The sequence below is a fragment of the Saprospiraceae bacterium genome (assembly GCA_016710235.1).
GTDB lineage: Bacteria > Bacteroidota > Bacteroidia > Chitinophagales > Saprospiraceae > Vicinibacter.
This window is the reverse complement of record JADJLG010000001.1, coordinates 1,078,584-1,092,566: the sequence shown is the minus strand read 5'-3', so window position 1 is coordinate 1,092,566 and position 13,983 is coordinate 1,078,584. Positions and strand designations below refer to the sequence as shown.

General features: G+C 38.5%; 10 protein-coding genes and 1 pseudogene. 7 read left to right on the top strand and 4 right to left on the bottom strand.

What is annotated here, in order from left to right; translation table 11 throughout:
• Nucleotides 1-124 precede the first annotated feature (124 nt).
• From IPI99_04545 to IPI99_04530, 4 genes are all read left to right on the top strand, one after another.
• Nucleotides 125-1,189 carry a COX15/CtaA family protein gene (locus IPI99_04545; protein MBK7339781.1) on the top strand — a complete coding sequence of 355 codons (1,065 nt, stop codon included), beginning with the start codon at nucleotides 125-127 and terminating at the stop codon, nucleotides 1,187-1,189.
• A gap of 76 nt (nucleotides 1,190-1,265) precedes the next feature.
• Complete coding sequence (locus tag IPI99_04540; GenBank protein MBK7339780.1) at nucleotides 1,266-2,018, top strand: alpha/beta hydrolase; 753 nt, start codon at nucleotides 1,266-1,268, stop codon at nucleotides 2,016-2,018.
• A gap of 60 nt (nucleotides 2,019-2,078) precedes the next feature.
• A complete protein-coding gene (locus IPI99_04535; protein MBK7339779.1) occupies nucleotides 2,079-2,615 on the top strand; it encodes an RNA polymerase sigma factor in 537 nt (178 codons plus the stop codon).
• 32 nt (nucleotides 2,616-2,647) lie between these two features.
• Nucleotides 2,648-4,117, top strand: coding sequence for a hypothetical protein (locus IPI99_04530; protein ID MBK7339778.1), 1,470 nt, complete (start codon nucleotides 2,648-2,650; stop codon nucleotides 4,115-4,117).
• Nucleotides 4,118-5,364: 1,247 nt separating this feature from the next.
• Here the strand turns inward: IPI99_04530 and IPI99_04525 are convergent.
• From IPI99_04525 to IPI99_04510, 4 genes and pseudogenes are all read right to left on the bottom strand, one after another.
• Complete coding sequence (locus tag IPI99_04525; protein ID MBK7339777.1) at nucleotides 5,365-6,441, bottom strand: hypothetical protein; 1,077 nt, start codon at nucleotides 6,439-6,441, stop codon at nucleotides 5,365-5,367.
• Between the two features lie 629 nt (nucleotides 6,442-7,070).
• Nucleotides 7,071-7,409 (bottom strand): annotated as a pseudogene (locus tag IPI99_04520) (outer membrane beta-barrel protein).
• A gap of 6 nt (nucleotides 7,410-7,415) precedes the next feature.
• The gene (locus IPI99_04515; protein ID MBK7339776.1) at nucleotides 7,416-7,952 is read right to left on the bottom strand and encodes a hypothetical protein; all 537 of its coding nucleotides are present in this window, start codon (nucleotides 7,950-7,952) and stop codon (nucleotides 7,416-7,418) included.
• Between the two features lie 507 nt (nucleotides 7,953-8,459).
• The gene (locus IPI99_04510; GenBank protein MBK7339775.1) at nucleotides 8,460-8,759 is read right to left on the bottom strand and encodes a hypothetical protein; all 300 of its coding nucleotides are present in this window, start codon (nucleotides 8,757-8,759) and stop codon (nucleotides 8,460-8,462) included.
• Nucleotides 8,760-8,811: 52 nt separating this feature from the next.
• On the opposite strand from IPI99_04510, the gene secA reads away from it, so the two are divergent.
• The 3 genes from secA (at nucleotide 8,812) to IPI99_04495 (ending at nucleotide 13,976) form a co-directional block, all read left to right on the top strand.
• Nucleotides 8,812-12,120: a preprotein translocase subunit SecA gene (secA, locus tag IPI99_04505; GenBank protein MBK7339774.1), complete on the top strand. Its 3,309-nt coding sequence runs from the start codon at nucleotides 8,812-8,814 to the stop codon at nucleotides 12,118-12,120.
• A 65-nt stretch (nucleotides 12,121-12,185) separates the two neighbouring features.
• On the top strand, nucleotides 12,186-12,578 hold the full coding sequence (locus IPI99_04500) for a hypothetical protein (GenBank protein ID MBK7339773.1): 393 nt from the start codon (nucleotides 12,186-12,188) through the stop codon (nucleotides 12,576-12,578).
• A gap of 6 nt (nucleotides 12,579-12,584) precedes the next feature.
• The gene (locus tag IPI99_04495) at nucleotides 12,585-13,976 is read left to right on the top strand and encodes a rod shape-determining protein RodA (protein MBK7339772.1); all 1,392 of its coding nucleotides are present in this window, start codon (nucleotides 12,585-12,587) and stop codon (nucleotides 13,974-13,976) included.
• Nucleotides 13,977-13,983: the final 7 nt, after the last annotated feature.

Sequence of the window (13,983 nt, the reverse complement as noted above, 5' to 3'; positions counted from 1 at the left end):
GATTCACATTTTCACACAGCATAATACATCAAATCGTATTTAAATTTCTTTTATAAAATATTATTATTTATGTAATGTTGTTCGTTGATGGATTTGTAAGAAAATTTCAGACTTTTGCCTAGCCATGGGAAATGTAGTAAGAAGCAGTGTTAAAATCTGGTTGATTTGCGGTATTGTATTGATACTGGTGCAGATATTACTCGGTGCGATAACGCGATTGACAGGAAGTGGATTGTCCATTACTCGATGGGATATTGTCACAGGGATTTTATTTCCTCTTTCAGATGAGAGCTGGAATCATCATTTTGAATTGTACAAGCAGACGCCTCAGTATCAGAAAATCAATAGTGACATGGGCCTTTCTGACTTCAAATTTATTTTTTTCTGGGAATATTTTCATCGTTTATGGGCTCGGATGATGGGTTTGGTGTTTGTGTTTCCACTTGTTTATTTTTTGATTAAAAATTGGCTAAACCGGCGCTTACTAGTCCATTTGTCTATAGTTATAATTTTAGCTGCTTTTGTGGCATCATTGGGATGGATAATGGTGGCCAGTGGGCTTAGTGAAAGACCTTGGGTCAATGCCTATAAATTATCTTTTCACTTTTTGGCAGCAGTCGCATTACTTACATTCATCTTTTTCACATATTTAGATTATAGTTGTGGAGATTTAAAGAAATGGGATACAGGGAGACGAGGGTCAATTGTTGCACTCAGAATATTTGCTGTACTTGTGATATTGCAATTATTCGTTGCCGGAGTTATGAGTGGAACTCACGCCGGGTTGATTGCACCAACCTGGCCAAAAATAGCGAAGGACTGGGTACCGGGGTTTTTATTGAGAGGAAACTTTTCTGTTTTATATGACTGGTCCGATTATGATAAAAATCCTAGTTTTCTTTTGCTGGTGCAATTTGTTCACAGAAGTCTTGCTTATGTTATTTACGGCTTCGCCATTTGGATGTTCTTTTATTTTCGAAAGTCAAGTTTAGTGTTGCTTAGGTATTTCAGTTTACTGGTGGGACTTCTGACAGTTCAATTGATTTTAGGCATTCTTACGGTGATCAATTGTCATGGAAAGGTGCCTTTGTTCTTGGCTATATCACATCAATTTATGGGTCTTGCCTTGTGGTTGTGTGTATTTTATGGATTGTGGAGGATAAAAAATGCTAACATTTCAGTTCTGTAAAGCTTGTATTGAAAAATTAGTATGTAAATGCTTTTTCTGATTATTTTTGCTTTGCTCATTGATATAAATAGTGTAGATGGATCTGATTACAGAAAATAAATTCAGTTATTTTGAGTCCGGAGCGAAAGGACCTAATCTGATGCTATTGCATGGTTTGTTTGGAGCATTAAGTAATTTCAAAGATCTTATAGAGCACTTTAGCAAAGATTATAATGTAGTGGTGCCTATCATTCCAATTTTTGAATTGCCGTTACTACAAGTTGGTTTGAATGGATACGTTGATCATGTTGTCGATTTCGTCAAGTTCAAAAAATTTGACAAATGTCATGTTTTAGGAAATTCGTTGGGAGGGCATATTGCACTATTGTATGCATTAGCTGATCAGGAGCATGTGAGGAGTATTACCCTTACAGGTAGTTCAGGGTTGTTTGAAAGTGGGATGGGTAATTCTTTTCCAAAAAGGGGAGACTATGAATTTATCAAGAAGAAGACTGAACTGACTTTTTACGATCCGGCGATTGCGACAAAAGAGCTGGTGGATGAGGTTTTTGAGATCACCAATGACCGTGGTAAGGCGATCAGAATCATAGCTACTGCAAAGTCTGCTATCCGAAATAATCTTGAGCATAAACTGCATTTAATTAATGTACCTACTCTTCTTATTTGGGGTCAGAATGACAATGTTACTCCTCCGTTCGTTGGAGAAAAGTTCAGTGAATTGATTCAAAAATCGGAGTTACATTTTATTGATAAATGCGGACATGCCCCTATGATGGAGAGACCCCTAGAATTCAACAGAATTCTAGAGAGTTTTCTAGAAAAAAATTAGATGAATTAAAGTATGAACAGGCAGCGTATGAACTATACGCAGGGTCTGTTATGAATACAAATGGAAGTGCTTGAAATGGTTGAAGCTTGTCTTCGGGGTGATCGTATCTCCCAGAAGAAACTCTTTGACCTTTTTGCAGGAAAGATGCTAGCCGTTTGCATGCGCTATTCCAAGCATAGAATGGAGGCTGAAGACCTACTGCAAGATGGTTTCATTCGGGTGTTTATGAATCTTGATCAGTTTAAAAATGATGGTCCATTAGAGCAGTGGATCAGAAGGATTATGATAAATAATGCGATCAAGAAATATCACAAGAAATGCAACCAAAACGAAAGTTATACGATAGATACAGTTGTTGAGGAAGGGGTTCAACCGGATGCGATAGATCAAATTTCAGAACAGGAGATGATGGATATGATAGCTGAGTTGCCCGATGGTTATAGAATGGTATTCAATCTATTCGCCATTGAAGGGTATTCGCATAAAGAAATTTCTGAGATGATGCACATCGAAGAAAGTACCTCTCGATCTCAGTTGGCAAAAGCAAGAAAGGTTTTACAAGATAAGATAATTAAGAATTCTAATTTTTTGGTGTAATGAACTTAAACAAAGAGTCGAAAATTGACGGAATGTTCAGACAAAAGCTGAAAGATTTTCAGTATGAACATCCTGAACATTTATGGCAGGGAATCGCAGATCAGTTGGATGGAAATAAAAAATCCAGACGCGGCCTGGTATTTTGGTTTTCTACATTATTGATCGCATTGACTATTTCGGCGGGCGTAGGAGCTGGAGTATATTATTGGTATAACACTAACCAGGTGCGTGATAATGGAGATGCAACCACAAAGTCCCTTGCTGATGGATCCTCTACTGATGGCGCTACATCAGGCGACAATATGTCAAATACGGTGGATCATCATCCTATTGAATCCTTAAGCTCAGAATCATCACAAATGACTGAAAATGAGCTAAGTACAGCAGATTTAAAGGACCGAAGCTTTAATCGTATACGAACTTTGGACAGAGAGTCATCATTAAGAACGACTGGAGGAGAAAGAAATTTTGAAAATGGTATAGCTACCAGGACGCATATAGAAAATCGAAATGATAACCAGAGAAAAGGCATTGACGACAATTCAGATGCTTTTGGAGTGAATGTCCAAAATGAGGAATTGAATTTTGTATTGAAAGAGAATTATAAGAAGTTGGGAGAATTTGCTAACAAGGATAATACGTCTAATCAGGGAAGTGTATTAGGTGACGAAGGTGAGAGTCGTGAAGAAGTTTCTAGTTTATCTGTAAGCATGATGCCGAGCCTAATGACATTACCTAACTCTACAAAGAAAACAAAGAAGCCGAATATTGATGGTTGTCTGGTCACAAGACCAATCAAATTGACACATTATTACATTGATGCATATTATACTCCTGAGTTGAGTATCCGAAAAATGGATGCCAGGGAGCAGGGAGCACTTGCCTATGCGGAGAAAAGAAGCGGATCAGAGAGACCAACAATGGCGTTTAGTTCTGGAGTAAGGGCCTCGTACGTCATGCCACAGGGTTTGGCTTTCAGAACTGGATTTATTTATAGCATGAACACTGAGAAATTCAATCACATCAAAGGTTCGGTATTTATTGAGAAGACGATCAAGGATGAGAACGGCAACATTATCCGTATTGATACTGTGGAGGAGTTGGAAGTATTAGAAATCAAGAACAGGTATACATTTATAGATATACCCATTTTTTTAGGATATGAATTGGAGATGAGAGATTTTATTATGTCTGCTAGTTTAGGAGTAGGCTTGAATATAATGTCAACACAACGAGGCAAGGTTTATGGTGAAGATCTCAAGAGTCTGTATGACCTGTCTAACCCATATTTGGAAGGTGGTGAGCGATTTTATAAAACAAGAGCTGGTGTTTCACTTTTAGGAAGTTTTGGATTTAACTATAAGTTGAATAAGAATTTTATGTTGTTATTAGAACCATCAGTCCGATATTATGTGAAGGATTTGACGACTCCCTCATATTCTTTGTCCCACAAGTATTTGCAGACTGGAATACTGGTTGGTTTGAGGTATAGAATTAAATAGTTTTTTGTTGTGAAGTAAAAAGGAAAGGCCTCGTTTGAGGCCTTTTTTATGTTCCACGTGGAACACATCTGTTATTTGTATCCGCCATGAATTATCTGTCGCTGATTTTGTTTTCTATTTTACCCAATTGCTGATACTTAAGAAGGTCAATTTTACTGCTAAGAAGTGAACCAATTTTAGGTATTCGTTATACCATTATGAATCGAATCATTTGAATCTAACATGTTCCACGTGGAACATAGGAAGAAATATATATTTCAGCAATTATAAAAAGAGTTCACTCTATTTCAATTGAATACAGAGAAAATCTTGGTTTGATATTAGGTTTAATGTTTAACCAAGGAAATTTATTCCTTTCAATGTATGTGATTCTAAGGATTTAATGGAAAGGAAGGCATAGTAACAAGGAAATAGATCAACCAATAAATTAAACTTGGTGAGGTGAAGACAATTCAAGAAAAAGGAACCAAACTTTCAAAGGAGTATCCATTAAGTTTTATGCCAGCAGTATCGTGATTTCTACAATTTATTAGGATCAGAGGACTAGATGCGAATACAATCGCAGAATTTAGCCCATTACTATTTTCAGCAAGATTTTGGGAATGAATACCCCCGGCATTGGCTACATAACTCATCCTGGTTTTCATTGAAAAATCGCCTGGTGTAAATTAATGAGCCAATCTATAATGACATCCAATGTCTTATTTTATTATCGAATTTTCAGAAATAGGCATCGTAGCCATTCATACTTCACTATTTTTTTAAGAACAAGAAAGAAAAGACCGGAAATTAACATCCAACGGAAAACTTGAGCATAGATTAGATATTCTTTCTCTTTTTATTTAAAGATAGCTATGTAGAAGGCAATTTATATAAAGTAATGAATATTTTGGTAAGGGGAGGAATATCTAAATCAATATTTGTCTATTATAAAATAGCTCACAATATTATTTAGTAAGGAACTAATCTAATTAAAATATTATTCCGCTATTAACTGTAGTTTATTATTCATTCACTAAAACTTTATTATTAGAGATACTATGACTCGAAAGAGATTTTCAGCTGCAAAGATTGGGTTAACACTCAATAAACGCTGACCAGCCAAATGAAATATCCATTAAGCAACACAATTTTGGAAGTAATCGTAAAAACGGAATTCTTTTTAATATTATACTCAGCATTTTGAGTAAAACATATCCTCAAAGTAGTGGGAGCAGAGACGCTTTACATCAAGGCTTGTGCGAAACTCAATGGAGAAATATTACAGGTCTGAAACTTTGACCGTCAAAGTACATGATCTCCTGTCCATTGCAAACAAACCACAAATCCCCGGTTCGGTTTTCGAAAATGTGAATGATATTGTATCCACAAAGGCCATCTTCTACAGTATAATGTTTCAATTCTTTGCCGTCATATCTCCAGATTCCGGCATCTGCTGTACCCACCCATATATTGCCGGAAGTATCCTCATTGATTGCAAACACACGCGCCATAGAAGTTGGCATATCCTTTGAAGCAAAATTTCGTAAAAACTCCTGATTACCAAGACCGAACTTTTCGGTAATATTGATCAAATGCTTGCCGTCAAATTGGAATAATCCACCACCATTATTGCCAAACCACAAGTTGCCATTTTTATCTGCTAAAATGGTGCGCACAGCAGGACCGCCGAGATCCAAACTATCCATGTATTTATACTGATATCCATCATACACGCAGACACCCTTGGATTGAGTGCCAAACCAGATTTTTCCGGATTGATCTCTGAGATAAGAATACAATGCATAAGGACGATTGAGATTACTTCGCTCAGGAATATACGTTTCAGGAGTAATTTTAAACTGGGTAAATTTCTTTCCATCATAATGTACTGTCTTACCGTCCGGAATCGCAAAGATCAGATCACCCGGCATAAAGTTTAGCTTGCCTTCCGGAGCAGAAGCGATGGTCTCATTAAAGTTGCTAAATTTAATTCCATCGTATCGACAAATACCATCTCGACCTGCAAACCACAAATTCCCCTGAGTATCTTCTTGAATTGACCAGACATAATTGAAGCAAAATCCAACTGAATCCGTAAAATGAACGATAGTGTTGCCGTCATATCTGAAAACACCATCTGCATTGCTAGCAATCCAATACCGATCTTTTTTGTCCTGAAAGATGAAATCAATATTTTTCCCGAAAGGATAATTGTTTGTAACTTCTTCGTTCGGTCTTGTGGGCAAAGCAGCCTGGATCTTATGTTGCTTGCAAGAAGAAGGCAGCATTAAAAATGGAGCAATCATCCACAGCACTATAGAAAACCAAATCGAAGTGAACATTTGAGTAAGAGCTTAATTAAATCATGAAATTACAGTAAAAAATGAATAGCATCTGAATTAAGCCAGATTTTATAGTCAGTTTGATTCTCGATCGATCTCCTGCTTTACAATTTGGGCTAATATTTTCTGTAAAGGAAGGACGATCATAGATTGTATAAAATGTTTGTTGCAAAAATTGTCATTTTACCTCAAAACAAATCAATTACCCGTTTTGCCTTATTGAAATTTTCAGAATAGAAAACCGGATCTAAGAGGATTTTTTCTTGCAGCTACAATCGATAAAAAATGAAAGCGATTTTTATTTTTCTGATGAGGCTTTTCATCAGGATATCCAATTTAAAATTGAACAAACGCAAATTTATTCAACAAATTAAAAGCTGGATTCTAAGAAAAAAAGTATTTCCAACTTAGAAAATTAAGTCTAAAGAATTTTATCCAGCCCTCATTTTTTCATCTTCCATATCGGATTGACTTTGTCGCGCTTTTTGTACACCGGATTTTCCAAAACGGAGGTGTAAATGAATGTCGCTACTGTTGAATCCCAATTTCTGTCAGTATGAAACTTTTGATTGTCATGATCCACCTGCACTCTGATTTTATTTTTATGGAAAATATCATTAATAGCAAATTTATAAGTGGAAAGTTTGTTCGATGCGTAAGCATAGTTGATATTCTAAGTTTTTATCCTCCGTACTTAAAATCAAGTATCCGGCATTAATATTTTCATGATAGGAAAAGGCGCATGAACGTGAAGTATCAAAATTAGGAGAATTGTTGGTTAGTTTAAACAAGCGAAGATCATTTTCGGTTTTTACTAAGCTGGATTTTATACCGGTTTCAAGCTTTATTTTGTATAAGAATAGACTGTAATCTACTTTGGCGGAAAAAACGATTATATTTCCTTTTTGATTGGAATTCAAGTAGAATGAATCAAATAAGACTCCCTGAGGATCTAGAAACTGATTGTTAAAATCTTACTCAGTCGATAGATTATAATTACCAAAGACAAGATCAAAGCCGAGGTCTTTATTTTGTTTATCATATGATTTTTTCAAATTGAAATTCAGTAGTACATTTGTTTTATTGTCAGTAGAATATTGATTGGTTTTCGTGTTGTATTGCACAATATGTTCCGGATTGGAAACGATTGAGTTAGAACTTCCGTGACGAATATTGTCACTCAGATTAAGATATGCGAAAGCACCTAGAATAAATTTTGGATGGAAGTAATAATCAGCACCTAACTTCAAAGTCTGTGCTAAAAAATCTTGCTTGATAACACTGGACTGGTCAAATATTGCACTCACCTCTCTGGTCGGATTAAAAATTTGTCGGTTTATGTAAAAATTAGTAAAGTTGTCGGGTTTACTAATCGAATAATTTCCGAACAAATTGATTTTGTGTTTGCGAAAATTTGCATTTGCGCCAAGACTGGGTTTAAAGTTTTTTCCTTGGCCGAGACTGATATTGGTATTTCCATTCAATCCCCCACAGATTAAAGTACTTCCCATTTATTAGACCAATTTGTTTACCTTATGAGTTGAAAAAACGTTTTATATAGGCATAATAAACAACAACAAAACTCTATAGCATCAAAAACATAAGTTAAATAATACATAACAACGTGAAAACTAATGTCATAATCATTTTTTTGATATTTTCGCACAATGCTCACTCCCAGCATCAGTATGATTATTACGGTTATTCGGATTGTATGATTCCGGAAGCTAGATATAAGCCGAAAGGGCATCTAATTCACCTTTAAGGGGTTGTTCAACGCCGTGCCTTTGAATCTCCATAAAGAATGAGTTCAACTCTTCACCACTCTTAAACTGCTTAAGGAAGTCGACGCTTAAAAACGCTCCTTTTTTCATTTTGTAAACTGTGTTTTAAATATAGCGAAAAGTTATTTCCTTAAATTTTATAAAAAGTTCAGAGCAAAAAAACTTTCCAGAATAACTTTTGTACTTACACACTTTACAGGATATTGGTAGATTAGGAGATAGACAATATCAAATTTATAATGATTTTTTCGTAATCGGTGATTCGAAATAAAGACCTTGGACGTATTGCTTAAAGGAATGGTTATTTAAAACGACAATAGTTCCTACGAGATCAAACAACTCAGTGCTCAGTCGTTCTCCTAACTTTACAATGCTTTCGGTATAAATGGGCAATCTCTTTAATGCTTTTTCAAAAAGCATTCTTGGTGACATTCTGTCAGGACTTCGGCTCTGGTATGATTTGTGTGCAGCATTGGAACGCAGTTTTCGGGATAAAAAGCCACAAATCAGCTCTTTGCGTTGCAGAGAGGGCAAGTTTCCTCGAGCTTTAGCGTTAATGATTAACTTTACAGTTTAAAATCGATTTATGTTAGGCTTCCTCAAGAAGATTTTCGGAACGAAACACGAGCGCGATGTCAAGGAATACCAGCTCAGGCTCCCGGAGATCAACCGCTTTTATGAAGAATATCAAGCACTCTCTCATGACCAATTGAGAAACAAAACCGTAGAATTCAGAGAAGAAATACAGCAGTACCTGAGCGAGATCAATGGGAGAATTGACAGTTTGCGCCAAGCAGCTGAGGAAGAAGAGAATGTACATCGTAAAGAAGAGATTTACAATACAATAGACAGTACAATAAAAGAAAAAGACGGCCTTATCGAAGAAGTTCTCAAAACCCTGTTGCCAAGGGCCTTTGCTGTTGTAAAAGAGACGTCCAGGAGATTTATGCAGAACGAGATCCTCGAGGTGACAGCTACGGATGCCGACCGAAACCTATCGGTATCTCGTTCCTACATCAACCTTGACGGGGATAAAGCCAAATATTCCAACAGTTGGTCGGCTGCAGGAGGTCAAATCACATGGAATATGCTACACTATGATGTGCAACTCATCGGTGGTATGGTACTCCATGATGGAAAGATAGCGGAAATGGGTACCGGAGAAGGAAAAACCTTGGTCGCGACACTTCCAGCATATCTCAATGGCTTGACAGGGGAAGGAGTTCACGTTGTCACGGTCAATGATTACCTAGCTAGGAGAGACAGTGAGTGGATAGGACCGATATTGGAATTTCTCCATCTCAGTATAGATTGTATAGACAAGTATAAACCGCATTCTCAGCAAAGACGCGCTGCCTACAATTGTGACGTGACTTATGGTACGAACAATGAATTCGGGTTCGATTATCTGAGGGACAATATGGTGCGCTCTTCAGAAGAGAAAGTTCAGCGCAAACACCATTATGCTATGGTAGATGAGGTGGACAGTGTGTTGATAGACGACGCCAGAACACCACTAATCATCTCCGGTCCGGTGGATGTAGACGAAGAAAGTCAGGAATACAATGAACTCAAACCCAAAGTGGAGCGCCTTATCAACGAACAAAAAAGATTGGCAACACAAAATCTTTCAGACGCCAGGAGACTCATTTCAGAAGGAAATGCAACAACGGGCGAAGGAGGAGGAGGTATGGCATTATTCCGCGCTTACAGGGCATTACCGAAGTCCAGACCATTGATCAAATATCTTAGTGAGGAAGGCGTACGCGCTATATTGCAGAAAACAGAAAACTTTTATATGCAGGAGCAATCCCGCAATATGAGAGTTGCCGATCAACCTCTTTATTTCACGATTGACGAAAAAAATAAACACGTAGAACTGACTGGAAAAGGAGAAGATTTTCTGGCTAAAGGAGAATCAGATACCAACTTTTTTATCATACCGGATCTGGCCCAAGAAATGAATGTAATCCTCGGTCAAACGAATTTGAGCAAGGAAGAAATTACCGAAAAAAAGGAAAAGGTTCTCAATGATTATGCCATCAAGTCAAAACGCTTACACTGCGTTCATCAACTTTTGAAGGCCTACACTTTGTTCGAAAAAGATGAAGAATATGTGGTCTTAGATGGTGAAGTAAAGATCGTCGACGAAGGTACAGGTCGTATGTTGGAGGGCAGAAGATATTCAGATGGTCTGCACCAGGCTTTAGAAGCCAAAGAAGCTGTAAAAGTGGGAGAACTCACTCAAACTTACGCGACGATCACACTCCAAAACTACTTCAGGATGTTCCACAAGCTGGCGGGAATGACGGGTACGGCAGAAACAGAAGCAGGGGAGTTCTGGCAGATCTATAAGCTGGACGTTGTGGTTATTCCAACCAACAGACCGGTTATCAGGGATGACAGAGAAGACCTTGTTTACAAGACATCAAGAGAGAAATTCAATGCTGTAATAGAAGAAATTGCATCTTGTACGGAAAAGGGAAGACCGGTATTAGTGGGTACGACTTCTGTGGATATTTCTGAAAAATTGAGCCGTATGCTCCAATTGCGAGGCATACCTCACAACGTTCTCAATGCAAAGCAGCACCAGAGAGAGGCGGAGATTGTGGCAGAAGCGGGTCTGCCGGGTAAAGTCACCATAGCTACGAACATGGCAGGTAGAGGTACGGACATCAAAATTACTGATGAGGTAAAACGAGCCGGAGGTCTGGCTATCATAGGTACTGAAAGACACGAATCAAGGCGTGTGGACAGACAGCTTCGCGGAAGGTCCGGTCGTCAGGGAGATCCGGGTTCGTCCCAGTTTTTCGTATCCTTCGAGGACAACCTCATGCGACTTTTCAATTCAGATCGCATGATCACGATTATGGACAAACTCGGACACAAAGAAGGTGAGGTCATGCAGCACTCCATGGTGACAAAGTCAATAGAGAATGCACAAAAAAAGGTAGAGGAAAACAACTTCGCCATGCGAAAACGTCTGTTGGAGTATGATGACGTCATGAATATCCAACGAGAAGCGATCTATAAAAAGCGCGATCATGCATTGGAGGGATATAGACTTTCGGTAGATCTGGATTATATGTTCAGAAGTACACTTCAACATATTGTCCACAAAAACAAAGCTACTGGGAGTTATCCGGAATTTGTCAATGACTCGATTATGCTTCTTGGTTTTGAACCGGAGATGCGTGATGCTGACTTCTTACAATCAAGAGAACAGGAAGTTCTGGCCAGATTTGAAGACGAATTTTATAACTTTTATAAGAAGAAAGAAGAGGCGATCAGTAATCTCCTACTTCCGGGCATAGAGCGTATCAAAAGGGAACACGGTGATCACTACAAGCGCATAGCCATACCTTATGAAGATGGCATTAACGAACCTGTTCCAATTGCCGCTGAGATCGATGAGGCCTTGCGAACCAAAGGAACTTCTATTATGAGGGATATCGAAAAATCAATTGCTCTGAGTATCCTTGACAGCAACTGGAAGGAGCACTTGCGCAATACAGATGAGCTCAAAGATTCTGTTCAAGCGGCTACTTTTGAGCAGAAGGACCCTCTCGTCATATACAAGATGGAAGCCTACAAACTGTTCGAAAATCTAGTGTACAAAATGAATGAAGAAATCACCTCCTATCTGACCAAAGGCAAGGTGATGATCGCTGTCGAGACAGAAATGCAAGAGGCCAAGACCCAAAAAGCAGACCTTAGCAAAGTACGAACCAACAAGCAAGAAGAAAATGCTAGACGAGCGGCGGAAAGTGCGGGCAGAGCAGAACCGCAAGCTGTCCAGACGATACGCAACAGTGGACCCAAAGTAGGCAGGAACGAACCATGCCCATGCGGGAGCGGTAAGAAATTTAAAAACTGCCATGGTGCAGAATCATGATTTTGTCATAATTGTCATGTATCTTAGTCGTTCTTGTTGACAAACTTAAATCCTTTACACAGACCATGAAAACTGGATTCACACTACTCATTATCAGTCTCTTACTCACTATACCGGGAGCGATATTCTCACAAGGTAAGGTCTCTGTCAAAGAAGACCCCGACGTGAGTAAAATGATCGACCAATATGTGAAAAGAAACAAAGCCAATACCCATGTTCAAGGATGGAGGATCACAGTGATCACCACTACAGACCGAAGGATGATGGAAAGCACAAGAGCAGAGTTTCAAAAGCAGTTTAATCTCAAAACGAAGTGGGAGTATAAAGAGCCTTATTATCACCTAAAAGCCGGAGCCTATCTTTCTCGGAATGAAGCTAATTGGGCTTTAGAGAACGTGAAGAAAAAATTTTCCGGTGCATTTTTATCCTTAGATAAAATCCCGTACGAAGAACTCTGATCATTCATGTCTATCAGAAAAGAACGGATTCTTTATGACTGGGTGACGATCGGAATATACATCAGCATGCTGTGCATAGGGTGGATGGCATATTATGCAGTGACCTACACTCAGAATGAAGGACGCGATTTTTTCGACCTTTCGACTCCTATTACCAAGCAAACAGTTTTCACAGTTACTGCGCTTCTTGTATTTATAACGGTGACTTTTATCGATTGGAAGTTCTGGCAAAACTTTGCATATATCTTTTACGGAGCAGGACTGGTGCTCCTTATATTGGTATTGATATTTGGCTCTGAAATCAAAGGAGCTAAAGCCTGGTTTTCTTTTGGTGGCTTTTCATTTCAACCAGCTGAGATAGCGAAGTTGGGGACGGCTCTTGCATTATCTGCCTATCTGAGCAATTTCAAAACCGATTTAAAAGTCAGACAATATCAACTTGTCGCCATCGGTCTCATTTTGGTGCCCGTTTTTCTTATCTTATTACAACCGGATGCAGGATCGGCGTTGACCTTTTTCTCATTCTTCCTCTTGCTTTTTGTAGCAGGATTGAATGAAATTTACTTCTTGATCGGTGCAGTTTTGATTGCCACCTTTATCTTGTCTATAGTATTTCCATTAGAATATTTTGAGCTGGGTCTCTTGATTATTATCCCTATCATCGCCTGGTATTTTTCGAAGAGATTTCCTTTATCCTGGGCGGTATTGGCCCTCAGTCTTGCTGCAGTTGTCATCACTTTTCTTTATCTTTCCTATTGGTATTGGATTGGAATCGGAGTGTTGGGTTCATTGGTTTTTCTTATTCTACTTTGGAGATCCAGACAAGAGAGACTTTCTCTGGCTCTCTTATCGTCGATGATTTTGCTGACTGGTTTTGCATTGATGACAACACAATTGTTTTTGTCCTTGGACAAACATCAACAGGAAAGAATCAATGTGTGGTTGAAGCCTTCGGAATGTGATCCCAGAGGCTCTCTGTATAATATTTTACAGTCTAAGGTAGCCATTGGCTCCGGAGGATTTTGGGGCAAGGGTTTTTTGAAAGGGAATATGACAAAGCTGCGTTTTGTTCCTGAGCAGAGCACAGATTTTATTTTTAGTACGATAGGAGAAGAACATGGGTTTATCGGTGCAGTATTGGTTGTCACTTTATTTACCATACTCATGCTGAGGATAATGAGGACAGCTGAGTCTATCAGTACGAAATTTATCAGTTATTACAGTATTGGTCTTGCAGGATTGCTCCTTGTGCACGTTTTGGTGAATATAGGAATGACAATTGGTCTCATGCCCATAATTGGCATTCCCCTACCCTTTATCAGCAAAGGTGGATCTTCTTTGATTGGATTTTCGTTGATGCTGGGTATTTATATCAGAATGCAAGCCAAACCCAAGTAGAAGAATT